Genomic DNA, 21875 nt, shown 5'->3' on the forward strand with positions numbered 1-21875 from the left:
TAAAGCAGATAAGTCGTTAAGTTGTGAAGCTAAAATAAAATTATTATGTTAAGGAGAAAACAATGGCATACAGTATGAGTGATTTAAAAAAATATCTTAATATTGAACTTGACGGAATTCCGTACAAAATCGTTGATTATCATCACGTAAAACCGGGAAAAGGTGCAGCGTTTGTTAGAACTAAACTTAAAAACCTTATTGACGGAAGAGTAATCGAAAAAACTTTCCACGCTGGTGACAAAGCGGATGAGCCTAATCTTGAAAGAAGAAAATACCAGTATTCATACAATGAGGGTGACCTTTATTATTTTATGGACAATGAAACGTATGAAATGATTCCTATTGATCTTAAAGTTTTTGAAGAAAGCAAAGGATTCTTACTTGAAGGGATGAATGTTGACGTACTGTTCCATAACGGAAAAGTAATAGGTGTTGAACTTCCTTTAACAGTTGAGCTTGAAGTAGTTGAAACTCAGCCTGTAAGTAACAGAGATAGAAGTGGAGCCTGCAGAAAGCCGGCAAAAGTTGAAACAGGAGCGGTAGTGACAGTTCCTTGCCATATTGTAGAAGGTGACAAAATCAAAGTTGACACAAGAACAGGTGATTATTTAGAAAAAGTTAAGTAATCGTTAAAAAATCTTTTGATTTTTTAGCGTTAAACCAAGGAGAAAAAATGACTTTGGCTGAGAAAGTTCAAAAAGCAATACGTGATATTCCAGATTATCCTCAAAAAGGTATAATCTTTAAAGATATAACAACTCTGCTAAACGACGGAGAGCTTTTTAGTGAAGTAATAGATTACTTTAGTGAAAAGTATAAAAATGTTGATTTTATATGCGGAATTGAAAGTAGGGGTTTTATTTTCGGCGCTGCTATTGCCGCTAAAATAAAAAAAGGATTTGTTCCGCTAAGAAAAAAAGGCAAACTCCCTTATACTACTGTTGCGGAAAAGTACGCTCTTGAGTACGGATTTGATGAAATAGAAATTCATATAGACGCATTTAAAAACGTCAAAAACCCTAAAGTTTTGTTAATTGACGACTTAATAGCTACTGGCGGTACTGCGGAAGCAGCAGTTAAGCTTATTGAAAAAATAGGCGGTGATTTAGTAGCTGCCGCATTTATTATCGAACTTACATTTTTAGACGGTGCAAAAAAAATAAAAGAATTGGGTGTAGAAGTAGACAGCCTGGTAAAATATTAATTTTATAATAACTCATATGATTTTAAAGGATAATTATGTATATTCCAAAACCTATATTTGACCCGGACGAAAGAGGGCATTTTGACAAATTCGGAGGGCGTTATGTTCCTGAAACGCTAATGCCAGTACTTTTAGAACTTGAAGAATTTTATAACAGCGTCCGTTTCGATAAGGAATTCTGGAAAGAAATGGACTATTATTTTAAAGAATATATCGGCCGTCCTTCACCACTTTATTTTGCGGAAAATCTCAGTAACGAATTAAACGCAAAAGTTTATTTAAAAAGAGAAGATTTAAATCACACAGGAGCACATAAAGTAAACAATACTATCGCTCAGGTACTTCTTGCTAAAAAAATGGGCAAAAAAAGAGTAATAGCCGAAACCGGAGCCGGACAGCACGGTGTGGCCACGGCTACTGCTGCTGCTCTTTTCGGACTCGAATGCGAAGTGTTTATGGGAGAAAAAGACGTCAAGAGACAGGAACTCAATGTATTCAGAATGAAACTGCTTGGAGCTAAAGTACACGCCGTTAAAAGTGGAAGCAGAACGCTTAAAGACGCTATGAACGAAGCAATCAGATACTGGGTAACCAATGCAAGAGACACATTCTACGTTATCGGAACTGTGGCCGGTCCTCATCCGTATCCTATGATGGTAAGGGATTTTCAGGCGATTATCGGATATGAGGCAAAAGCTCAGATACTAAATAAAGAAAACAGGCTTCCTGATTATGTAATAGCATGTATTGGGGGCGGAAGTAACGCAATGGGAATTTTTTCTCACTTTCTTGAAGAAGAGGGTGTTCAGTGTATAGGTATCGAAGCCGGAGGTATGGGTGTTGAAACGGATAAACACGGAGCCAGCCTTCTTAAAGGTGCACCTGGAGTACTTCACGGTCAAATGAGCTACCTTCTCCAAGATGAAGACGGACAGATAAAAGAAGCATATTCTATTTCAGCCGGTCTTGATTATCCGGGTATAGGTCCTGAACATGCGTTTCATTTTGAAAAAGGCAATGTAAAATACGATTATATTACGGATAAAGAAGCACTGGATGCATTTGTTTGGCTTTCACAAAAAGAAGGTATTATTCCGGCTTTTGAAAGCTCTCATGCAGTCGCCTACCTTAAAAAACTTAAAGACATAGAAAACAAACTTGTAATCGTAAACCTCTCCGGACGCGGTGATAAGGATATGATCCAAGCAAAAAACATCTTACATTTTGAGGATTGATTATGAAAAAATATCTGTTTTTAATCCTCATTTTTGTTACGTTTCTTTACGGTTTTGATTTACAGTCAATCAAAGACTTTTTTAGCGAAGAAAACCTTGTAAATTTATTAAAGGAATATGGTTATATTATTCTTTTCTTCTGGTCTATTGCCGAAGGTGAAACAGGCCTTGTAATGGCCGGCGTTTTATCACATACGGGAGATATGAATGTAGTTACTTCCATAATAGTTGCTGCTCTTGGAGGATTTGTCGGTGATCAGATCTATTTTTATCTCGGTAAATGGAATAAAAAATGGGTTTTGGAAGAATTAAGAGCACACAGGGGTAAATTTGCAAGGGCAAGACTGCTTCTTAGAAAATACGGCGGATGGGTTATATTTATCCAAAGATTCATATACGGAATGAGAACAATTATTCCGATGGCTATAGGTATAAGCGGGTACGATCCTAAAAAGTACGCAATTATCAACTTTATAAGTGCATTCGTGTGGGCGAGCGTTACGATTATTCCGAGTTATATTTTCGGAGAACACATCATAAACCTGCTAAAATGGGTAAAAGAACACTGGTATTTCGGTATTGTTTTTGCCGCTATGATGCTTGCACTGCTTTGGTATATAAACCACAGGGAAGATCAAAAAAGAGAGCTTAAAAAAGCACAAAATGATTGAATACAAAATAAATCCTGAAATTTCAGTTGAGGATTTTATTGAGTTATTAAACCGCTCCGGTTTAGGAGAAAGAAGACCCGTTGATACATTTTTTAAAATTAAAACAAAAACTTCACAAAAACTATAAAATTATCCTGCTTTCAGCTCCTGCCGCAACTGGATATTACCCTAAAATCGGATTTGAAAAACATAATTCTGCCTGGGTTTTGAAGTAATTAATACAAATTTATCCCATTTTTACTATAATTACGCAAATACAATATAAGGAGTTTATATGGAATTTATAAAAGGAAAAGGCGAGGTTAAAGCCGAAATTGTAATTGACGGAGCTAAAAAATTTGAAGAATACGGATTTGAAGGAAAAGACGGGGAAGTTTTGGTTTTACCTGAGAAAAAAAGAATTTATGTAGGTATAGAATCGCTAAATCCTGAAAACATTAAAACGGCAACTGCTACAATAATTAAATCTCTTAAAAAATACAAATTTGAAAGCGTGGAAATTACACCTCCGAATACTAAAAACGAAGATGTTTTGGTTGCGTTTTTTGAAGGGTTTATGCTTGGGGATTATGAGTTTGACAAATATAAAAGCAAAAAAGCAAAACATCCTGTTAAAAAAATAGCAATCTATTCAAAAAGAGATTTTGAGAAAATAATTAAAGAAGCAAAAGTAAGGGCTGAAGCTGTTAATTTCGTAAGGGATATTATCAATTCGGTACCTGATGAGCTTACACCTGCAAAACTTGCAAGTATTGCCGAAGATGTAGCTAAAACAAACAAACTTGAGTGCAATATTTACGATGAAAACTACCTGTTTGAAAACGGATATCATGCATTCTACAGCGTTGCAAAAGCAAGCTCCAATCCTCCAAGACTCATTCACCTTGCATATAAACCTGAAAAAGCAAAAAGAAAAATCGTTTTAGTCGGAAAAGGTTTATGCTACGATAGCGGTGGACTTAGCCTTAAACCGAGTGACTTTATGGTAACAATGAAAAGCGACAAATCAGGTGCTGTAACAGTATTAGGGATTATAAAAGCAATCAGTGAGCTGTGTCTAAACGTAGAAGTTCACGCAATACTCGGTGCGGCTGAAAATATGATAGGCGGAAACGCTTACAAGCCTGACGATGTGCTAAAAGCCAAAAACGGAAAAACTATTGAAGTTAGAAACACAGATGCGGAAGGAAGACTTGTCTTGGCAGACTGTCTGTGTTACGCTCAGGAAAATATCAAAGATTTTGATGAAATATATGACTTTGCGACACTTACGGGTGCCTGCGTTGTGGGTGTAGGAGAATATACGTGCGGAGTTATGGGGTTTGAAAAAGAAAAAATCGAAAGCATTATAAACACAGGAGAAAACACGGGAGAGCATTTTGCATACCTGCCGTTTAACAAATACCTACCAAAACTTTTAAAAAGCGAAATCGCAGATATTTGCAACATTGCTTCAAGCAGATACGGAGGAGCACTTACAGCAGGACTTTTCCTAAGCGAATTTATTGAAGATGAAAACAAAGAAAAATGGACTCACCTTGATATCGCAGGACCTGCGTTTGTGGAAAAAGCATGGGGATTCAACCCTCACGGCGCGAGCGGTTTCGGGGTAGATACGTTCGTAACGCTTCTTAAATCCCTTTAATTTTTAAAGTTATACAGATTATTAGGGTTAGTTAGGGTTAAAATAAAAAAACCTTAATAACCCTAACAACCATAGCTTCCTTTAATATTTTCATAGAATTACCACCTTATTTCGATATAATTTCACCAAAAAAGGATTTTAATGAAAGTTGGTATTGTCGGACTTCCGAATGTCGGAAAATCTACTACTTTTAACGCACTTACAAAAACACAAAACGCGGAAGCTCAAAACTATCCGTTTTGTACTATTGAGCCGAATAAGGCAATCGTTCCGGTTCCGGATGAGAGAATTGAAGAACTTGCAAAAATTGTAAACCCTGATAAAATTCAGTACTCTACAATTGAATTTGTTGATATTGCGGGGCTTGTAAAGGGTGCGAGCAAAGGTGAAGGGCTTGGTAACCAGTTTTTGGCCAACATTAGAGAAACGGATATTATTTTACACATGGTAAGATGTTTTGAAGACGATAACGTTATACATGTAGAAAACAGCGTAGATCCGATAAGAGACGTTGAAATAATCGAACAGGAACTTTTATATGCGGATATGCAGACGCTTGAAAAAAGAATAGCAAAACTTCAAAAACAGGCAAAAGGCAGCAAAGACGCCAAAGCTCAGCTTGAACTTGCAAATGAACTGATGGAATGGATCAGTGAAGGAAACCCTGTAAAAACATTCCCTAAAAAAGACGAAGAAGCGTTTAAAGTAATAGAAAGAGAGCTTAGCTTCCTTACAAACAAAGAGATCTTTTACGGTGCGAATGTAGATGAAGAAGGCTTAGCGGAAGATAACGAATACGTAAAAGCATTAAAAGAATACGCGGCTAAACACGGAAGGGAAGTAATTAAACTCTGTGCAAAACTTGAAGAAGAAATGGTTGATATGAGTGATGAAGAAAGACATGAATTCCTTGAGAGCCTTGGAGCTAAAGAGAGTGGGCTTGATCAGATAATCAGAAAAGCGTATGAAAAACTTGATCTTATCAGCTATTTTACAGCCGGAAAAATCGAAGTTAGAAGCTGGACTATTAAAAGAGGAACAAAAGCTCCTCAGGCAGCCGGTGTAATTCATACAGACTTTGAAAAAGGTTTCATCAGAGCGGAAGTTATAAGTTATGAAGACTTTATAAAATATGGCGGAGAGCAGGGTGCAAAAGAAGCGGGAGCCATGAGACTTGAAGGTAAGGATTACGTGGTACAAGACGGGGATGTAATGCATTTCAGGTTTAACGTATGATTGAAGAATATTTGAAATTAGGCTCTCTTAACAGACTCAAAATTTCCAAAAAAACTCCTCAGGGGCTTTACCTTGAAGCCCTTGACGGTGACACCGTTTTACTCCCTAACAGATACGTAACCGATGATATGAATATAGGCGATGAAATAGAAGTGTTTATCTATAACGATTCGGAAGACAGATACGTGGCAACCACCGATAAACCGAAATACGAATACGGGGAATTCGGAGTATTCAGGGTTGTGGACGTAGCAAAATTCGGTGTATTTGTTGACTGGGGAATGCCAAAAGATCTTTTCATGCCGCTTGGAAATATGAAAAAACAATTAAACAAGGGCGACAGTGTAATAGGTAAAATCGTATATGACGAAAAAACTGACAGATTAATGCTTGATTCTAAACTATCAAGGCATATCAAAAAAGCAAAAAACTATGATGTTAACGATGAAGTAAAAATAATAGTAATCGCAAAAACTCCTCTCGGATACAAATGTATAGTTGATGACATGTATGAGGGAATGCTTTTTGATAACGAAATATTTGAAGATGTAAGAGTGGGGCAAAAGAAAAAAGCGTTTGTCAAAAACTTAAGAGAGGATGGAAAACTTGATCTTTCACTTCAAAAAATCGGCTCAAGAGATGATGTTAAAGATAAAGTCTATAATGTTTTAAAAGAATGGGGCGAAATGAAAATAACCACCAAATCAGACCCCGAAGAGATTAAAAAGTACTTCAAAGTCAGTAAAAAAGCCTTCAAATCGGCTGTAAACGAGCTGATTAAAGAAAATGAAATCGTTCAGGAAAATGGTACAATAAGAATAAAATAAAAGGTTTCTTATGTTCTGTCCGCTTGACTGTTGGGACTCCTGCAAGTTAAAAGTTAAAAGTGAAAAATTAAAAGTTAAATTTGAGGGGGATTCAATAACTCCTTATTTATGCTGGAAGCTGAACAATTACTTCAAATTTCCTTCCGAAACCACTCCAAAATACAATAGTAAAAATATTATGTTAAATGAAACTCTGGATAAATTAGCTGATATATTGAAAAATAAAGGCCCCAAAAGAGTGCTTTTTGTAAAAGGTTCCGGTAATATGGGGATTATGCAAAACGTAACAAAGCTTTTTTTTGAAAATTACGGAGCAACATTTGCCGTAGGTTCCACATGCGATGGGCTTGGAGAAGAGGGGATAATTAAAGGGCGTGGAAAATCACTAATACTTCCCACTTGGATAATTAAAAACGCTAAAAACATCATCATATGGGGCAGAAACCCGTATGTGACAAACATTCATTTAATTCCAATGATAAAAGACAAGTTTACTGTAACTATTGATGCTATTGAAACTAAAACGGCTAAAAACTCTGATCTTTTCATACAGGTAAAACCAAACAGCGATTTTTACTTGGCTATACTGCTGGCTCAAATGGTGATTGAAAGTGAGCAATATGAAGTGAGTGATAATTTTGATGAGTATAAAAAAATAGTCTTTTCATATGATAAAAAAGATCTAATGAAAAAATGTGGAATAAATAACGAAGAATTAATGAAACTTTTTGAAATCATAAAACAGGGCGGTGCAGTCCTTACAGGGCTTGGAACGGCAAAATGTAAAGAATGCTGGAAAACCACATGGGCTATTGACAGTTTATTTTATATGCTTGGATATTTCGGAAAGAAAGACAGGGGAGTTGCGTTTCTTGGAAGCAGCGGATACGGAATAAATAACCCTTTCAGTATGAATCATAAAAACAAAGTGCCGCTCTGGGATGTAAACCTTGATGATTATGAAGTTGTTTTTGTACAGGCGGGTAATCCTCTTGTAAGTTTCCCAAACAGGCATGAATGGCAAAAACTTAAAAACAAAACAACGGTCGTTTTTGGTAAATATATGGATGAAACGGCTCAAATTGCCACGCTTTTTATCCCGAGTAAAGATTTTTTTGAGAAAAAGGATGTGAGGGGGAGTTATTTTCACGAATATGTCATAACAAATGAAAAGTGTAAAGTGAAAAATGAAAAATGTATAAGTGAATATGAATTAACAAAATTTTTAATGAATGAGTTTGGATTTACGGGCTTAAAAAGCGAGGATGAATATATTGAAGAGATTTTAAATGCCGATTTGGAAAAAACAGGGGATGAAATATACCGCAAAAGGGTATTCGATAAGCCCCCATATAGTGACGGCTTTTTTACGGATAACGGAAAATTTAAATTTTTAAATGAAGATTTTGAATACAATAAAAAACCTTTTGAAATAGTGACGGCAAAGCATGATAAAGCTCTGAATTCGCAGTTTCAACGTGATGAAATTATCTATATCAATCCAAACAGTAAAAATATTATGTTAAGATGGGTTACAGAAAATATTCCAGAAAAAAGAGTTGTGTTTACTGAAAATATACCTGAAAACATCATATACGCCAAAGGCGGAAGCGTTATAAACGAATTTATAAACTGCAAAGGAGAAAATGCGTATTATGAAATTCACTAAAAATTCTCCGTGTCCCTGCGGAAGCGGTAAGAAATATAAAGAGTGTTGTTTTAAATGGCACAAAATCGGAAGCGCTCCGAATGCTTTACTTCTGATGAAAAGCAGATACACGGCATATGCTATCGGAGATGCTGATTATGTAATTAAAACCACACATCCCGATTCACCGCACTTTGAAAAAGATCTAAATGAATGGAAAAGGTCTGTTAAGGAATTCGGCAACAGTGAATTTAAAAAACTCGAAATTATTGAATTTATTGACGGTGATAATGAAGCGTATGTGGAATTTAAGGCATATATTAATGATTATGTAATGCATGAAAAAAGCAGGTTTATTAAAGACGGGAAGTGGTTTTATATTGACGGCATACAAAAAGATGTATAATAAATAAAAAAAGGATATGCCATGAAAATAAACCGTTTTCCTAAAATGGCGGCACTTCAAAAACTTAGAGCTTTAAAGCTTGGATTTGACCTTCCGACAGCGGAAGCAATAGGAATTGCAGAAGCTACAAAATACGCAATTTTTAAAAACCTCTCTCATAAAAAACGTATTGCCAAAGAAAAAGAAGAGGTTATTAAACAGTTTCAGGGCAAAAAGGAGCTTGATGAAGAGACTTTTGCCGTATTTAAACTCCCGGCCGTTGACGGACTGCCTTATGTGGGAGGTAAGATTTATACAAGCGAGGATTATGAAAGATATTTTATGAAATGGGGAGATAAAATTAAATCAATAATAGAAAAATGGGCAGAAAATATTATTGAAAACTGTGATGAAAAAACTTTAAAAAGTGAAAACAGGTTTTTTAACGATTGCTGGAAACCTCATAGGGATGAACTTAGTGAAATAGAATAAATAAAGTATAAAAATAATTATGTTAATTAAGCAATAAAGGGATTATATGAAAATAGTAACGACATTCGGTGCAAGCAGGGTGGATGATGCGGAGCTTTACGATGAAGGTGTTGAACTCGGCAGGTTTTTGGCTGAAAATGGCTTCACAGTTAAATGCGGTGGATACGGGGGACTTATGGAGGCCGTTAGCAAGGGTGTCAAAGAAGGAGGAGGAGAAGTAATCGGTATTACACTCGAATATTTTGATGAAATACGTCCTAAAAACCCTTATCTTACAAAACGTATACCTACAAAAGATCTGTTTGAAAGATTAAAAAAGCTGATTGAAGACAGTGGTATGTTTATAGCTCAAACAGGCAGTATCGGAACATTAAATGAAATATTTATGGTTTGGGCTTTGAAGTACGGATTAGGACTTGATTTTAGGATCTGTTTAATAGGCAAAATTTATGAAGAGTTTAATAATTGTACGTTTATACCTAAAGAGAGACTAAAAGATATTGAGATTTATGAGAATTTAGAAGTTTTTAAGAAAAATTTTTGATATTATTGCAGACAAAAAAGGTCTGATTTGGAACTGTTGATTTTTGATTTGGACGGAACACTCATAGATTCAGTGCCCGATTTGACTGATGCAATTAATAAAACATTTAATGAACTCGGTATTGATAGGGTAACTGAAGAAGAGGTTAGAAATTATCTCGGAAACGGTGCAAGGACTTTGATTGAAAGGGCCTTAAAAGAGAAAAACGACCGGGAGTTACTCCAAAAAGCATTACAATCATTCAAAAACCACTATAAAAACAACGTCTGTGTAAAAACATCCCTTTATCCCGGAGTTAAAGAAACCCTCGAGAAACTTCCGCATAAAAAAGCGATTGTTACGAATAAACCGTATGAATTTGTGGGGGAGATATTAAAAACTCTCGGAATTGACACTCACTTTGAAATGTATATCGGAGGGGAAAGTCTGCCGGAAAAAAAACCGTCACCAATGCCTCTTTTGTATGTATGTGAAAAAATGGGGTTTGATCCAAAAAACAGCATTATGATAGGTGATTCCAAAAATGATATTATTGCCGCAAAAAATGCTCAAATTAAATCAATAGCGGTAAACTACGGATACAATTACGGAGAAGATGTTGCAGTGTTTGAGCCTGATATAATAATTGATGAATTCAATAAACTTTTGGAGGTTTTATGAAAGTAGCGATTATAGGAGGAGGAATTACGGGCAGCAGTATTGCTATGTATCTTGAGAATTTAGGTATAGAGGTTAAACTTTTTGAGAAAAACGATCTTGTAAGCGGACCTCCGATTTGCCACTTGCATGCCGGAGGGAATTTATACAGGGAAATAACGCTAAAAGAAAAAATCGCTCTTTTAAAAGAATCTATCGACTTTATAAGACTTTATCCACATGCAATTGATTACAGACCTACGGTTATAGTCGTTCCGAAAAGTGACGAAGGGGATCCTGAAGATTTAATAGAAACTCTTGATATTTTAAAAAACGAATATAAAAAACTCATAAGTGAAGATCCGAAAAACAAAGTTTTGGGTGATCCTGATGAATATTACAGACTTTATTATAAAGAAGATATATTGAAATTAAAAAACAAAGATTTAATCAAAAACCCTAAAACAGCTGACGAATGGCTTATACCGTTTGCAAAATATGTTGATCTTGAGAGTATCAAATACCCGGTGATTTTAGTTCAGGAATACGGAGTAAACGTATTCAGACTTGCGGCTATTGCAAAGCTCATTCTTGAAAAGAAAGGAATAGTGAAATATGAAGAAGCCAATGTCGAAAAAAAAGGCGACAAATGGATTGTAAACGGTGAAGAATTTGATTATTTAATAAATGCAGCCGGTTACAGAAGCGGCGAGATTGATGACGCACTTGAATTTAAACGCGAGAGACTCACAGAGTTCAAAGCGGCATATGTGGTAAAAAACAATGATTTTAATTTCGCATGGCCTGAGATAATTTTCCACGGCAAAAGGGGAACCCCAAAAGGAATGGCCCAGTTTACGCCTTATCCTAACGGTTATTTTCAGCTTCATGGTATGACAAAAGATATCACACTCTTTGAAGACGGGCTTGTAAGTTCGGATGAAAAAAGTTCATACCCAAAACTTCCAAAACATTTCATTGAAAAAATAGAAAAAGGCTGGCAAAAAGAAGAAGCGGGCAAGAGAGCCAAAAGAGCGATTGAACATATGAGTCAGTATATCCCGGAATTTAGTTCAAGCGAGGTTACTTACGTACCTTTATACGGAGCGCAGCAGATTCCGGGCTGCGATGCGGAATTAAGAGCGGTTGAGATAAGTTTTGAAGATAATTACGCAAGGTGTGAAGTTGTAAAAGCGTCAACCGTTACGTCAATGGCTGATTCGATTGTAAAAGATTTAAGTAAGAAATTCGCAATACCTTATAAAAAACAGATTGAAATAGATGAAATAAATAAGCTCAGTGATGAATTAATTACAGAAAAATCATGTGAAATTGCACAAAAAAGAGGATACCCGGAAGATATGGGCAAAAGATGTTTTAAAGCTTGAATCTAAGCTTAATAGCTTTTGCAAGAGAGTTTACGTCTACATTTTCAAAATGAACGCCCGTCGGAACTCCCTGTGCTATTTGCGTGAATTCTATATTTAAATCTTTTAGTTTATCTTCAATATAAAGGCTTCTCGCTTCCGACTCCACCGACGGTGGAAAAGCAAATATAACTTCTTTTATTTCTTTATCTTTAATAATTTCCCTTAATTTTTGTATAACCTCATCGTCGATATGAGTTAATACAAAATAATATCCGTTATAACTTCCGGATTCTTCTATAATCATAATATCTTTTGAATTCTCTACTATTGCGAGTGTTTTATCTCTGTTTTCAGACGCACATATGTCGCAGATTTCGTGCTCACTGAAATTACCACAAATTTCGCATTCTTTAATATTCGCAACCACATCTTCTATTGCGTTAATAAGTTTTAAGGCTTTAAATTTGTCTTTTGCAATGGAAAGGGCAAGTCTTGTTGCCGATTTTTTACCTATACTCGGCAGCTCCTCAAAAGCTTCAATAAGTCTGTTGATTGAGTGTAAGTCTTTCATTTGACTCCTATTTTGGATAAAATTTTCAAAATTATATCAAAGGTTTTATATGTGCGAATGCAAAAACACATTAAGTGATTTCGAAAAATACGTTATTTGTGAAAAAGGTACCGAACCTCCTTTCAATAACGAATACTGGGATAATAAAACACCGGGAATCTACAAATGCAGATGCTGTGGAACGGAGCTTTTCAGCAGTGAGCATAAATTTGACAGCGGTACGGGCTGGCCGAGTTTTTATATATCGATCGGACCTGTGCTTGAACAGGCGGATTTTACAGGAGGTATGACGAGAATAGAAGCAATGTGCGGCAACTGCAGGGGCCATCTCGGACATATCTTCGGCGACGGTCCGGCACCTACGGGAATCAGATACTGTATAAATTCTGCAAGTTTGAAATTCATACCTAAATACGGAGATAAAAGTGGCTCTTAGAACTGTAAAAATCGACAATAAACACTTTGATATATCATATGAGATTATTAACCCTTCCAATAAAAAAGATATAATTTTTCTGCACGGATGGGGAAGTAACAAAGAGATTATGAAAAGTTTTAAAAATAATTTCAAAGATTTCAGACATATTTATATTGATATGCCTGGATTTGGAAAATCAAGCAATGATTATGTATTAACCACAAAAGATTATGCCAAAATATTAGATAAATTCTTAGAAGATATTAATGTCAAAAAAGAGATAATAGTAGGCCACAGTTTTGGAGGTAAAGTAGCAACGCTTCTAAACCCTGATCTTTTAGTGTTGCTTGCAAGCGCCGGAATTATAATTCCGAAACCTAAAAGTGTACAAATAAAAATAAAAATCTATAAATTCCTTAAAAAAATCGGCCTCGGTTCATTAAGAGACCTGTTTGTAAGCAGTGATGTAAAAGGTATGAGTGAAAATATGTATGAAACGTTTAAAAAAGTGGTTGACGAAGACTTTAGTGAAGAATTTAAAAATTTCCGAAACAATGCTTTGATTTTCGGAGGAAGCAGTGATACCGCCGTTCCTCCTTATGCAATAAAAAAACAAAGTGACCTTTTGGCGTGTGACTTTGATATATTAAATGGTGATCATTATTTCTTCTTTACCGGGGAAAACGCCGAAAAAAACAGACAGATAATTGAGCAAAAAGTTCTCGAATGTATAAAATAATTGTAAAACAGGGGAATATCTTTGATGAAAAAGAAGCGGACTTTATTGTAAATCCTTCAAATACTGATCTTTTCTTAGGAAGCGGGGTATCAGCCGCATTTAGAATAAACTGTGGAAATGAACTGCAGACTGAAATGAAAAAATATACTCCGATAAAACAGGGAGAAGTAATAGTTACAAGCTGCCCTAAAAATCCAAACTTCAAACATGCTTTGCATGCTGCGGTAATGGACTATTCAAAACTAAATCCCTCACCCACATACGACACAATCAAAACCATCCTTAGAAACATTGAAAAATTAATAAAACCTCATGCTCCCTGCAAAATGGTACTGCCGCTTATGGGTACGGGAGTAGGCGGCCTTGATAAAGAAAAAGTTATAAGAATATATAAAGAGTTTTTTTCAAGGGATGTGGATTTTGAGTGTGAAGTAATTATTTACGGCTACAGACATGATGATTATAAACTTATAAAAAAGATATTCGATGAATAATATAAACGATTTTTTAACATTTAAAAAATTTATCAGCACAGACGTGCTTATATTTTTTTACTATTTTTTTGCTTTGCTGATACCTCTGTTTTTAATATACGGCAAAAACAAAATTCTAAGCTCCAAAATATTCAAATCCGTTTTTCCAAACTACAGCCCTGCAATACATAAAACCAAAATGATTATTTTTATGCTTGTATGCTTTTTACTTTTTGAGCTGTTTTTGAGAATGTTTTTTGAGTTTTTAATCGCTTATTTGCAGATTAGGGATGCGCTTGTTCAATAACTTTTTGGTAAAATCCAATCAAAAAAGGAGAAAAAATGAGCGTACTTGTGGAATTCGCTATTTTCCCGACAGATAAGGGGGAGAGTGTGAGCGAATATGTAAGCAGGGTAATTAAAATGTTTAAAGAAAGTGATTTAAACTATCAGCTGACACCTATGGGTACGGTGTTTGAAGTGGAAAGCATGGAAGAAGCCACAGCCGTTATCAATAACGCGTACAAACAATTAGAACCCGACTGCAACAGGGTATATACTACAATCAAAATGGATATAAGAAAAAATAAATCTAACAGAATGAAACAGAAAATCAACTCCATAAAAAACAAAATAGGGGAGGTTAATGCTTAAGCTCTCGTTTGAGCACCTCTTTTTGGACATTGCTTTTGAAGCGAAGGACTCTTTTGCAATACTCGGGCCTAACGGCAGTGGTAAAAGCCTGCTTTTAAAAATCATTACCCATGAGCTTTATCCAAAAAAGCTCTTTAAAAGAGAAGTTTTCGGTAAAACGCTGACGCTTGAAGAAGCGAGGAAAACATTTGGGGTGGTAGACAGCTATATGGAGTATTTTTACAAGCAAAATTCCGTCAGAGTTTTAGACGCTGTACTTTCTTCTCTAAAAAACTCATACGACATATATCCTTTTCATAACATAACCTCACAAGATCTCGAAAAAGCAAAAGAGCTTTGTGAAAGGTTTAAACTAAAAGAATCACAGTTTACAGCTACACTCTCACTCGGAGAGCTTAAAAGGGTGCTGATTGCAAGAGCAATAATACATGAGCCGAAAATCCTCTGTCTTGACGAACCTACTAACGGGCTGGATATTAAGGCTAAGTATGAGTTTTTTACTTTATTGGAAAGCCTTGAAAATAAAAAGATCTTAATTACACACGACTTTAATGAAATAAATGAAACATATAAAGAGATTATCCTTTTAAAAGAAGGGCGTATATACAAAAAAACCGACACTATAACCTCAAAAGATCTAACAGAAGTATTTGATGTATCAGAAAATATTTTGAACAAATTTAATTATTTGAAATTTTTATTTCGATAATTTGAATTATTTTAAAAATTAGCCTATAATTTTTTAATAATATTAAAAGGCTGAAAAATGACAAAATGTTTCGTATGTAAATCCAACCTTCAGATAGAACGTTTAAAATGCACGCATTGTAATACTGTATTTGAAGGCGGGTTTTCTTTTCCTCTACTTGCAAAGCTTTCTCTAAACTCCCAAAAACTCGCACTTGAGCTTATTCTTGCGGGTGGAAACCTAAAAGATCTGGCCGAGAAACTCGGTATTACGTATCCTACGCTTAAAAAAAGAATTCAAGATTTACAGAGTGAACTTATTATGTTAATAAAAGAGAGAGATGATGAAATAACATACATAAAAAGCAAAATAAGAAACAACGAAATATCAAAAGAAGAAGGCGAGAAAATAATTAACGAACTGCTCGGAAACATTTGATATAATCCATACATTAATATATAAAGGAAAATAATGGAAAGACTCTATGCTCCATGGAGAAGAGAATACCACGTCAAAAAACAGACAGGCTGTGTCTTTTGCGATATAGCGAACACTCCTGAGAAAGATGAAGAAAACCAGGTGTTTTACCGTGATGAAATCTGTTTTTTCGTAATGAACAGGTTTCCTTATAATCCTGGGCATTTTATGATTATCCCTCTAAGACACGTATCAAATTATGAAGATCTGAATGAAAAAGAAGTCTGCCATATAGCCAAAATGGCTCAGACAGGCTGTAAAATATTAAAAGATTTCGGTGCTCACGGTATAAATATGGGGTGGAATTTAGGATTTGACGCTGGTGCGGGGATTCCTGATCATATACATTTACAAATGGTTCCGAGATTTAAGCGTGATACGAATCTGATGACTACGGTTTTTGATACGAGGGTTTACAGTGCGGATTTTGACAAAATATACGAAGAAATAAAATCAATTGCAGGAAAATACCTGAAATAGGGGAGTAGCCCTATTAGATCTTTTTAAGAAATTCGGTTTTTAAATAAACCTGACCGATACCGTCGACTTTACATGATACATGACCGTCAACGTCACACATTCTGATGTTTTTAACAACCGTTCCTCTTTTGATTGTTTTACCGGCGCCTTTTACTTCAAGATCTTTTATAACACTTACGCTGTCTCCGGCTTTTAGAATGTTTCCATTTGCATCTTTTACAACTTCTTCGGTTTTGTTTGCGACTGCCATTTCTTCATCTGTTAGGTACATCATATCAGTCATATCGCTTCTTCCAAGCGCTTTCCATATTTTATAGCTTAGAATCTTAACTGTCGGCACTTCACTCCACATTGCGTTATTCAGACAGTTGAAATGGTTTTCGTCATAGTTTTGAGATTCTATCTGACTTAAACATTTATCACAAAGCAGGGCATATCCGTCGTTGTCGTCGCTTTTGTATACTTCGTAAACTGTAAGGTTTTCTTCACTTTCACAAAGTTCGCATTTGTTGTTTGCTCTTGCAAATATCTCTTTTTCGTTCATTTATCGCCTTTTTTTGGTGAAAGTATAGCAAAAAAGCCGAAAATTGAATAAAATAACATTACACATATTTATAATGAAAAAATAATGAAATTATAAAGGAAACATAATGATAGAAATGAAAAATGCAAATTTTAAAATAGAAAAGTCAAAATGGGAAGCGTTTAAAAAGATCTCAAAACTGAAACATTCTGATTCAAGTAAAGAGCTCAGAAAGCTTATTGATAAATACTTGGAGGATAACAAAGAATTATTGAATAAATTATTTTAATGTTAACTTTTCATTAACTCCTTGATTTTATAATTTTACATAACTTAATAAAAAGGAGTTAAAAATGAAAAAAGCAGCAAAATTATTAAGCGTAGCACTTTTAAGCGGAACAATGTTATTTGCATTCGGTGGAGGAATGGGTGGTTCATTCGGAGGTTCAGTTGGCAGTTCAATGGGTGGAGCAAGCGGAAGCGCTTCAGGATCAGGCAATTATGGAGGAATATCTCCTGAAATGATTACAGGCGGACCTGACGGAACATCTATGAACAAAGCACAAAAAGCCAAACAAGCTAAAAATCAAGTAAGAACGAGAACTCAGGCAAGAGTAAGAGCTATGAAACAAAATATGCAAACTGTCAGTGAATCAATGGATCAACTAAGACAACAAATTAGACAGATGAAACAAGACATGAAACAAACAAATAAAAGAGCATATCTTGATGCAGTGCAATTAGAACAACAACTTAAACAAATGCAGTACAACTATAGAAAAATGCAAAGAATTATGCAAAGACTTCAACAAGAAGCCCAATAAAAAGGGCTTTTCTCTTTTGTTTTTTAATTTTATTATATGTATACGATTATAAGTATAAAAAAACATTAATATTATTTAGTTAACATAATGTATATTCTCTAAATTTTATTTTCTAATATAGCCTTCAACCTCAAAGCGTCTTTAAACGCACTGTTATCATCCGTATTGTTAAAATAAACATAGCTTTCATGTTCTTTTAGTCTGCTGTAAAGATCAAAGAGAAATTCATCGCTGTAGTCGCCTTTATATTTCCCTTTAGACCCATGTAGTCTTACATAAACAAAATCAGCGGTTTGTTCAAAATTAATATCTTGATTATAGTCATGCCACACAAGAGCTATGTTTTTGTCTTTCAAATGTGCGTATGTCTCAATTCTGTACCAAGAGTCGTTTCTGAATTCTATGGCGTACTTTATATCTTCATCCAAAGACCTTGTGAAATGTATCAAAAGATCTATATCGTATTTAAGGCTCGGAGGCAGCTGAAACAATATAACTCCCAACGAATTTCCGAGATTTTTGCATATACTTATAAAACTTTTAAGCTCATCCAAATCTTTCAGTTTTGATCTGTGTGTGATTTGTCTGTTGGCTTTGATTGAGAGTTTGAAGCTGTTTATTTTTTTTAGCTTGTATTTCCATGATTTGATCGTCGTAATTTTGGGGAATCTATAAAAAGTAGAATTTAATTCAAGTGTATTGAATTTTTGTGCGTAGTAATCAAAAAACTCATAAGTTTTCAAATCGGCAGGGTAAAACTCCCCTACCCAGTTTTTGTAAAAATATCCGCTTGTTCCTATATAAATCATCAGTTAACTAATATATAAACAAGTTTCGGTACGAAAATTACGATTAAAAGCGTAATAATCTGTATAAGAATAAACGGAATAATTCCAAGATACAGGTCTTTTGTCTGTATTTTATCACCTGCCGCACCTTTTAGATAAAACAGACTAAATCCAAACGGCGGTGTCAGGAATGAAGTCTGCAAGTTAATTGCAATAAGCAGTGCAAACCATAAAGGATCGATGCCGAATTCCTGTACGATCGGCAATAAAATAGGGATAACAATAAACGTAATTTCAATAAAATCGATAAAGAATCCCAAAATAAAAATTAACACCATCGTAATGGCAATAAAAGCATATTGATTTGATATCGAATCAGTAAAGAAGGTAGTAACGATGTCCCCTGCTCCAGATTCGTTAAACACAAGTGAAAACGCAGTCGCACCTATTAAAATCATAAATATCATTGCTGTGATTTTTACCGTTTCAACCGTTGCGTATCTTAAAAGCTCCATATTAAACGTTCTGTAAAAAAACGTAAGAATAATTGAACCCAGTGCACCAATAGCCGCTGATTCTGTAGGTGTTGCGAATCCCGCAAAAATACTTCCAAGAACAACCGCAATCAAAATAAAAGGAGCAACCAGTGATTTAAGAGCCTGAAAGAGTATTTTTGAATAGGGTTTATCGGTTTTGATTGCAGGAGCGATTTCCGGTTTTAAAAACGCTACGATTAAAATATAAACAATATAAAGCCCGACAATTATAAGCCCCGGGATAATCGCTGCTTTAAAAAGATCTCCCACGCTGATATTCATAACGGCACCTAAAATAATAAGTACGATGCTTGGAGGAATAAGCTGTCCAAGCGTACCGCTTGCGGCAATTACACCGCCTGCGAGTCTCGGTGAATAACCGTGTTTTAACATAATAGGCAGAGAAATAATTGTCATCATCACAACACTCGCACCGACAATTCCCGTAGAAGCCGCTAAAATCGCACCTACTATTACGATTGCTATCGCAAGCCCTCCTCTTACGGGACCGAACAGCTCACCGATAGATTCAAGCATATTTTCAGCAATTTTACTTTTTTCAAGAATAAATCCCATAAAAATAAACAGTGGAACAGCCATAAGGGTGAAATTTTGCATAATACCGTAAACACGGTAAGGTAAGAGTCCGAAAACATCAAGTCCCAAATTAGGATCTATAAGTGCCGCAAAAATCGCACTCGCACCGAAAGCAAAAGCAACCGGAATACCGACCATTAACAATATAAATGCCACTATAAATAAAACTATACCCGTCATTAATTACCTTTTGAATGTTTTAATTTGTAATATGCTTTTTTAAGTTCTGATACACTTTGTAGCAATACAACAAAAAATCCGAACATCATTGCGCTTTTTATAATCCATCTGCAGCAAAGTCCGCCCGGATCGCCTGACTGCTCATGCATTGAGTAACTCATTTGAATAAAAGGTATTGCTTCAATTACAATTAATGTTGATAAAGGAATAACAAAAAACAATACCGTTATTATTTGTATGATTGCTTTTGTTTTTGTAGAAAATTTATCATAAAAAATATCTACCCTCACGTGTTTATCATGACTTAACGTATATGCAATAGCAAAAAGAAACGTTAAATCGAATAAATGCCATTCAAGCTCCTGCAAAGCTATACTTCCACCGTGAAAGAGTTTTCTGACTATTACGTCATAACTAACAATTAATGTTAGAACAATAAGAGAAATTACTGCAAGAATCATAAAAAATTTGGTAATTTTTTCAACGAAAACATCTATTTTAGGAACAAATGACAACACTAACACAATAAATGCCGCCGCAATTATCGTATAATCAATATGTTCACTAAGCGGCATCGTTAAATTAAAAAAAGCATTAATAAAATTATCCATTATTTCTCCTTACAAATATTCCGGAGCATCGTTACTAAACAGTATCAAATCTCCGGCTTTTGTGTTTTCCGCTAAAATTTTTTCCAAATCTTTTTTGTCATTTAAAATAATTTTATCAGTATTTACAATATTTTCACATAAGACTTTTTTATTTATACTTCCGGTTAAAATCACTAAATCAAAAACCTCGTCTATTTTTTTAGCAAGTTGTTTGTTTTGCTCATCTGTAGCTTCCACTATACCCGGCGTTACTAATATTTTTTTGCCCTTATATTCTTTTACAAGTTCGTAAGATTCTATCATACCCTCTAAATTACCATTAAAACTATCATCAATGATTATTTTACCACCGACTTCGATTTTTTGAAGTCTGTGAGGAATTGATTCCAATTTTAGCACTTTTTGTTTTAATTCTTCAACACTTAACCCAAATTCCAATGCCTGAAAAATTGCAAGTGTTACATTTACGGCATTAAAACCGCCTAAAAGTTTACATTCGAACTTATGTATTCTATCGTTTATTTCCACTTCCCATTCTATACCGTTTAAAGAAGCTTTTATGTTTTTAATTTTATTTTTAATAACCAATACTTTCTCGTTATACGGTACCTCGTATGAAAAACCTTTTTTCAGTTTAGGTGTTTTGAAAATTTCAAGTTTTGTCTGTTTGATATTATCAAGTGTTTTAAAATATTCAATATGCTGAGGACCGATTTTACCAAGTATTGAATATTCATTTTCTAAAAATTCGACAATTTCAAGTATATCACCCTTCTCTCTCGCTCCGGCCTCTGCAATATAAATTTCAATGTTTTCCGGCATATCGACATTTATATCTTTAATAATGCCTTTTAGTGTATTAACGCTTCTTGGTGTTTTGTATACTTTAAACGTCCCTTCCAAAAGCTGATATAAAAAGTTTTTTATAGATGTCTTCCCGTAGCTTGCGGTTATTGCAACAATTTTAGGGTCTATTTTAGTCAGTTTTTCTTTAGCAAGTTTTTTATATTTTAAAAACAGAATATACTCTGTAATTTCCGATGCGATTATCGCAGCAATAACCACAGCCAAAACACCTATTCCCGGATTATAATGATATTTATTTAAAAGAAGTAAATTCAGTGTTTCAAAAAGGCCTACATAAACGAAAAATCTTTTGACTCTGTCTGTAACAACAAGTCCTTTGACTCTTCTCTGCCATAAAAAAAGTGAAGGAATAAGTCCGAAAAACAGATAAATCCAAAAAAACTTATATGCCGCGATATACGTTACGACAGGAATTACAAAGTATAATAAATGCCAAAGCGGTTTATGAAAATGAAATATTATTCTATCGACTCTGTAACTGTACCATTGAAGAACAGTAATTATGTAAAAACCAAGAATATATGCAGTTATAAAATTTACTATTAAATCAAACATA

30 protein-coding genes and 1 pseudogene are annotated in these 21875 nt (G+C 34.7%); 25 read left to right on the forward strand and 6 right to left on the reverse strand.

Annotated elements, in window-relative coordinates; genetic code table 11:
* Positions 1–62 precede the first annotated feature (62 nt).
* The 15 genes and pseudogenes from efp (at position 63) to NAMH_RS04580 (ending at position 11911) form a co-directional block, all read left to right on the forward strand.
* Entirely contained in the window at positions 63–626 is a 564-nt protein-coding gene (gene efp, locus NAMH_RS04520; RefSeq protein ID WP_015902142.1) for an elongation factor P, read from the forward strand.
* A 47-nt stretch (positions 627–673) separates the two neighbouring features.
* Positions 674–1204, forward strand: a complete 531-nt coding sequence (locus tag NAMH_RS04525) for an adenine phosphoribosyltransferase (RefSeq protein WP_012663701.1) — start codon at positions 674–676, stop codon at positions 1202–1204.
* A 35-nt stretch (positions 1205–1239) separates the two neighbouring features.
* Positions 1240–2439, forward strand: a complete 1200-nt coding sequence (gene trpB / locus NAMH_RS04530; RefSeq protein WP_015901969.1) for a tryptophan synthase subunit beta — start codon at positions 1240–1242, stop codon at positions 2437–2439.
* A gap of 2 nt (positions 2440–2441) precedes the next feature.
* Positions 2442–3110, forward strand: coding sequence for a DedA family protein (locus tag NAMH_RS04535; RefSeq protein WP_012663524.1), 669 nt, complete (start codon positions 2442–2444; stop codon positions 3108–3110).
* Positions 3103–3237 (forward strand): hypothetical protein, encoded by a 135-nt coding sequence (locus tag NAMH_RS09345; RefSeq protein ID WP_266105160.1) that lies wholly within the window; start codon positions 3103–3105, stop codon positions 3235–3237. The genes NAMH_RS04535 and NAMH_RS09345 overlap by 8 nt, the downstream gene beginning before the upstream one ends.
* A pseudogene (locus tag NAMH_RS09445) lies at positions 3221–3325 on the forward strand (GNAT family N-acetyltransferase); the annotation flags it as partial. The gene NAMH_RS09345 and the pseudogene NAMH_RS09445, both read left to right, overlap by 17 nt.
* Positions 3326–3384: 59 nt before the next feature.
* A complete protein-coding gene (locus NAMH_RS04540) occupies positions 3385–4755 on the forward strand; it encodes a leucyl aminopeptidase (RefSeq protein ID WP_012663998.1) in 1371 nt (456 codons plus the stop codon).
* 141 nt (positions 4756–4896) lie between these two features.
* Positions 4897–5991, forward strand: a complete 1095-nt coding sequence (gene ychF / locus NAMH_RS04545) for a redox-regulated ATPase YchF (protein WP_015902419.1) — start codon at positions 4897–4899, stop codon at positions 5989–5991.
* Positions 5988–6818, forward strand: a complete 831-nt coding sequence (locus NAMH_RS04550; protein WP_015901844.1) for a CvfB family protein — start codon at positions 5988–5990, stop codon at positions 6816–6818. Before ychF ends, NAMH_RS04550 begins: the two co-directional genes overlap by 4 nt.
* A gap of 10 nt (positions 6819–6828) precedes the next feature.
* A complete protein-coding gene (locus NAMH_RS04555) occupies positions 6829–8487 on the forward strand; it encodes a molybdopterin-dependent oxidoreductase (RefSeq protein ID WP_015902629.1) in 1659 nt (552 codons plus the stop codon).
* Positions 8465–8872 carry a YchJ family protein gene (locus NAMH_RS04560; RefSeq protein WP_228368685.1) on the forward strand — a complete coding sequence of 136 codons (408 nt, stop codon included), beginning with the start codon at positions 8465–8467 and terminating at the stop codon, positions 8870–8872. The genes NAMH_RS04555 and NAMH_RS04560 overlap by 23 nt, the downstream gene beginning before the upstream one ends.
* Positions 8873–8893: 21 nt before the next feature.
* Positions 8894–9343, forward strand: coding sequence for a hypothetical protein (locus NAMH_RS04565; RefSeq protein ID WP_015901893.1), 450 nt, complete (start codon positions 8894–8896; stop codon positions 9341–9343).
* A 46-nt stretch (positions 9344–9389) separates the two neighbouring features.
* Entirely contained in the window at positions 9390–9887 is a 498-nt protein-coding gene (locus NAMH_RS04570; protein ID WP_012663486.1) for an LOG family protein, read from the forward strand.
* Positions 9888–9914: 27 nt separating this feature from the next.
* Entirely contained in the window at positions 9915–10547 is a 633-nt protein-coding gene (locus NAMH_RS04575; RefSeq protein ID WP_015902133.1) for a phosphoglycolate phosphatase, read from the forward strand.
* Positions 10544–11911, forward strand: coding sequence for an FAD-dependent oxidoreductase (locus tag NAMH_RS04580; protein WP_012663457.1), 1368 nt, complete (start codon positions 10544–10546; stop codon positions 11909–11911). Before NAMH_RS04575 ends, NAMH_RS04580 begins: the two co-directional genes overlap by 4 nt.
* On the opposite strand, the gene recR is transcribed toward NAMH_RS04580, so the two are convergent.
* Positions 11901–12464: a recombination mediator RecR gene (recR, locus tag NAMH_RS04585; RefSeq protein WP_015902406.1), complete on the reverse strand. Its 564-nt coding sequence runs from the start codon at positions 12462–12464 to the stop codon at positions 11901–11903. The genes NAMH_RS04580 and recR overlap by 11 nt on opposite strands.
* Positions 12465–12513: 49 nt before the next feature.
* Here recR and msrB point away from each other — a divergent pair, with 49 nt between their 5' ends.
* Genes msrB through NAMH_RS04625 form a run of 8 tightly spaced genes read left to right on the forward strand, consistent with a single transcriptional unit; the run spans position 12514 to position 16393 of the window.
* Positions 12514–12900, forward strand: a complete 387-nt coding sequence (msrB, locus tag NAMH_RS04590) for a peptide-methionine (R)-S-oxide reductase MsrB (RefSeq protein WP_012664007.1) — start codon at positions 12514–12516, stop codon at positions 12898–12900.
* A complete protein-coding gene (locus tag NAMH_RS04595; protein WP_015902186.1) occupies positions 12890–13621 on the forward strand; it encodes an alpha/beta fold hydrolase in 732 nt (243 codons plus the stop codon). The genes msrB and NAMH_RS04595 overlap by 11 nt, the downstream gene beginning before the upstream one ends.
* Positions 13609–14115: a macro domain-containing protein gene (locus NAMH_RS04600; protein WP_012663802.1), complete on the forward strand. Its 507-nt coding sequence runs from the start codon at positions 13609–13611 to the stop codon at positions 14113–14115. Before NAMH_RS04595 ends, NAMH_RS04600 begins: the two co-directional genes overlap by 13 nt.
* Entirely contained in the window at positions 14108–14401 is a 294-nt protein-coding gene (locus NAMH_RS04605; RefSeq protein WP_012663533.1) for a DUF4282 domain-containing protein, read from the forward strand. Before NAMH_RS04600 ends, NAMH_RS04605 begins: the two co-directional genes overlap by 8 nt.
* A gap of 35 nt (positions 14402–14436) precedes the next feature.
* Positions 14437–14748 carry an MTH1187 family thiamine-binding protein gene (locus tag NAMH_RS04610; protein ID WP_015902177.1) on the forward strand — a complete coding sequence of 104 codons (312 nt, stop codon included), beginning with the start codon at positions 14437–14439 and terminating at the stop codon, positions 14746–14748.
* Positions 14741–15457 carry an ATP-binding cassette domain-containing protein gene (locus NAMH_RS04615; RefSeq protein WP_015902662.1) on the forward strand — a complete coding sequence of 239 codons (717 nt, stop codon included), beginning with the start codon at positions 14741–14743 and terminating at the stop codon, positions 15455–15457. The genes NAMH_RS04610 and NAMH_RS04615 overlap by 8 nt, the downstream gene beginning before the upstream one ends.
* Before the next feature lie 57 nt (positions 15458–15514).
* A complete protein-coding gene (locus NAMH_RS04620) occupies positions 15515–15874 on the forward strand; it encodes a DUF2089 family protein (protein WP_015901982.1) in 360 nt (119 codons plus the stop codon).
* 33 nt (positions 15875–15907) lie between these two features.
* Complete coding sequence (locus tag NAMH_RS04625; RefSeq protein WP_015902699.1) at positions 15908–16393, forward strand: HIT family protein; 486 nt, start codon at positions 15908–15910, stop codon at positions 16391–16393.
* A 13-nt stretch (positions 16394–16406) separates the two neighbouring features.
* Here NAMH_RS04625 and NAMH_RS04630 read toward each other — a convergent pair whose 3' ends face one another.
* The gene (locus tag NAMH_RS04630; RefSeq protein ID WP_015901987.1) at positions 16407–16937 is read right to left on the reverse strand and encodes a PhnA domain-containing protein; all 531 of its coding nucleotides are present in this window, start codon (positions 16935–16937) and stop codon (positions 16407–16409) included.
* Between the two features lie 106 nt (positions 16938–17043).
* Between NAMH_RS04630 and NAMH_RS09170 the strand changes: the two genes are divergently transcribed.
* Positions 17044–17205 carry a hypothetical protein gene (locus tag NAMH_RS09170; RefSeq protein WP_012663819.1) on the forward strand — a complete coding sequence of 54 codons (162 nt, stop codon included), beginning with the start codon at positions 17044–17046 and terminating at the stop codon, positions 17203–17205.
* A gap of 64 nt (positions 17206–17269) precedes the next feature.
* Entirely contained in the window at positions 17270–17740 is a 471-nt protein-coding gene (locus tag NAMH_RS04640; RefSeq protein ID WP_015901872.1) for a hypothetical protein, read from the forward strand.
* A gap of 98 nt (positions 17741–17838) precedes the next feature.
* Here the strand turns inward: NAMH_RS04640 and NAMH_RS04645 are convergent, their stop codons facing one another.
* The 4 genes from NAMH_RS04645 to NAMH_RS04660 are packed head-to-tail and all read right to left on the reverse strand — an operon-like array spanning position 17839 to position 21874.
* Positions 17839–18549: a DUF72 domain-containing protein gene (locus NAMH_RS04645; RefSeq protein ID WP_015902209.1), complete on the reverse strand. Its 711-nt coding sequence runs from the start codon at positions 18547–18549 to the stop codon at positions 17839–17841.
* The gene (locus tag NAMH_RS04650; protein ID WP_012663779.1) at positions 18549–19841 is read right to left on the reverse strand and encodes a TRAP transporter large permease; all 1293 of its coding nucleotides are present in this window, start codon (positions 19839–19841) and stop codon (positions 18549–18551) included. The genes NAMH_RS04645 and NAMH_RS04650 overlap by 1 nt, the downstream gene beginning before the upstream one ends.
* Positions 19841–20452 carry a TRAP transporter small permease subunit gene (locus NAMH_RS04655; protein WP_012663963.1) on the reverse strand — a complete coding sequence of 204 codons (612 nt, stop codon included), beginning with the start codon at positions 20450–20452 and terminating at the stop codon, positions 19841–19843. The genes NAMH_RS04650 and NAMH_RS04655 overlap by 1 nt, the downstream gene beginning before the upstream one ends.
* Before the next feature lie 9 nt (positions 20453–20461).
* Positions 20462–21874: a Mur ligase family protein gene (locus tag NAMH_RS04660; RefSeq protein ID WP_015902563.1), complete on the reverse strand. Its 1413-nt coding sequence runs from the start codon at positions 21872–21874 to the stop codon at positions 20462–20464.
* Between the last annotated feature and the right edge of the window lies 1 nt (position 21875).

Origin of the sequence: Nautilia profundicola AmH, assembly GCF_000021725.1 — a bacterium.
GTDB lineage: Bacteria > Campylobacterota > Campylobacteria > Campylobacterales > Nautiliaceae > Nautilia > Nautilia profundicola.

What these genes read in the sequence shown, in the direction of transcription:
- efp (WP_015902142.1), top strand. Translation starts at nt 63, where the DNA reads ATGGCATACAGTATGAGTGATTTAAAAAAATATCTTAATATTGAACTT.
- NAMH_RS04525 (WP_012663701.1), top strand. Translation starts at nt 674, where the DNA reads ATGACTTTGGCTGAGAAAGTTCAAAAAGCAATACGTGATATTCCAGAT.
- trpB (WP_015901969.1), top strand. Translation starts at nt 1,240, where the DNA reads ATGTATATTCCAAAACCTATATTTGACCCGGACGAAAGAGGGCATTTT.
- NAMH_RS04535 (WP_012663524.1), top strand. Translation starts at nt 2,442, where the DNA reads ATGAAAAAATATCTGTTTTTAATCCTCATTTTTGTTACGTTTCTTTAC.
- NAMH_RS09345 (WP_266105160.1), top strand. Translation starts at nt 3,103, where the DNA reads ATGATTGAATACAAAATAAATCCTGAAATTTCAGTTGAGGATTTTATT.
- NAMH_RS04540 (WP_012663998.1), top strand. Translation starts at nt 3,385, where the DNA reads ATGGAATTTATAAAAGGAAAAGGCGAGGTTAAAGCCGAAATTGTAATT.
- ychF (WP_015902419.1), top strand. Translation starts at nt 4,897, where the DNA reads ATGAAAGTTGGTATTGTCGGACTTCCGAATGTCGGAAAATCTACTACT.
- NAMH_RS04550 (WP_015901844.1), top strand. Translation starts at nt 5,988, where the DNA reads ATGATTGAAGAATATTTGAAATTAGGCTCTCTTAACAGACTCAAAATT.
- NAMH_RS04555 (WP_015902629.1), top strand. Translation starts at nt 6,829, where the DNA reads ATGTTCTGTCCGCTTGACTGTTGGGACTCCTGCAAGTTAAAAGTTAAA.
- NAMH_RS04560 (WP_228368685.1), top strand. Translation starts at nt 8,465, where the DNA reads ATGCGTATTATGAAATTCACTAAAAATTCTCCGTGTCCCTGCGGAAGC.
- NAMH_RS04565 (WP_015901893.1), top strand. Translation starts at nt 8,894, where the DNA reads ATGAAAATAAACCGTTTTCCTAAAATGGCGGCACTTCAAAAACTTAGA.
- NAMH_RS04570 (WP_012663486.1), top strand. Translation starts at nt 9,390, where the DNA reads ATGAAAATAGTAACGACATTCGGTGCAAGCAGGGTGGATGATGCGGAG.
- NAMH_RS04580 (WP_012663457.1), top strand. Translation starts at nt 10,544, where the DNA reads ATGAAAGTAGCGATTATAGGAGGAGGAATTACGGGCAGCAGTATTGCT.
- recR (WP_015902406.1), bottom strand. Translation starts at nt 12,464, where the DNA reads ATGAAAGACTTACACTCAATCAACAGACTTATTGAAGCTTTTGAGGAG.
- msrB (WP_012664007.1), top strand. Translation starts at nt 12,514, where the DNA reads ATGTGCGAATGCAAAAACACATTAAGTGATTTCGAAAAATACGTTATT.
- NAMH_RS04600 (WP_012663802.1), top strand. Translation starts at nt 13,609, where the DNA reads ATGTATAAAATAATTGTAAAACAGGGGAATATCTTTGATGAAAAAGAA.
- NAMH_RS04605 (WP_012663533.1), top strand. Translation starts at nt 14,108, where the DNA reads ATGAATAATATAAACGATTTTTTAACATTTAAAAAATTTATCAGCACA.
- NAMH_RS04610 (WP_015902177.1), top strand. Translation starts at nt 14,437, where the DNA reads ATGAGCGTACTTGTGGAATTCGCTATTTTCCCGACAGATAAGGGGGAG.
- NAMH_RS04615 (WP_015902662.1), top strand. Translation starts at nt 14,741, where the DNA reads ATGCTTAAGCTCTCGTTTGAGCACCTCTTTTTGGACATTGCTTTTGAA.
- NAMH_RS04620 (WP_015901982.1), top strand. Translation starts at nt 15,515, where the DNA reads ATGACAAAATGTTTCGTATGTAAATCCAACCTTCAGATAGAACGTTTA.
- NAMH_RS04625 (WP_015902699.1), top strand. Translation starts at nt 15,908, where the DNA reads ATGGAAAGACTCTATGCTCCATGGAGAAGAGAATACCACGTCAAAAAA.
- NAMH_RS04630 (WP_015901987.1), bottom strand. Translation starts at nt 16,937, where the DNA reads ATGAACGAAAAAGAGATATTTGCAAGAGCAAACAACAAATGCGAACTT.
- NAMH_RS09170 (WP_012663819.1), top strand. Translation starts at nt 17,044, where the DNA reads ATGATAGAAATGAAAAATGCAAATTTTAAAATAGAAAAGTCAAAATGG.
- NAMH_RS04640 (WP_015901872.1), top strand. Translation starts at nt 17,270, where the DNA reads ATGAAAAAAGCAGCAAAATTATTAAGCGTAGCACTTTTAAGCGGAACA.
- NAMH_RS04645 (WP_015902209.1), bottom strand. Translation starts at nt 18,549, where the DNA reads ATGATTTATATAGGAACAAGCGGATATTTTTACAAAAACTGGGTAGGG.
- NAMH_RS04650 (WP_012663779.1), bottom strand. Translation starts at nt 19,841, where the DNA reads ATGACGGGTATAGTTTTATTTATAGTGGCATTTATATTGTTAATGGTC.
- NAMH_RS04655 (WP_012663963.1), bottom strand. Translation starts at nt 20,452, where the DNA reads ATGGATAATTTTATTAATGCTTTTTTTAATTTAACGATGCCGCTTAGT.
- NAMH_RS04660 (WP_015902563.1), bottom strand. Translation starts at nt 21,874, where the DNA reads ATGTTTGATTTAATAGTAAATTTTATAACTGCATATATTCTTGGTTTT.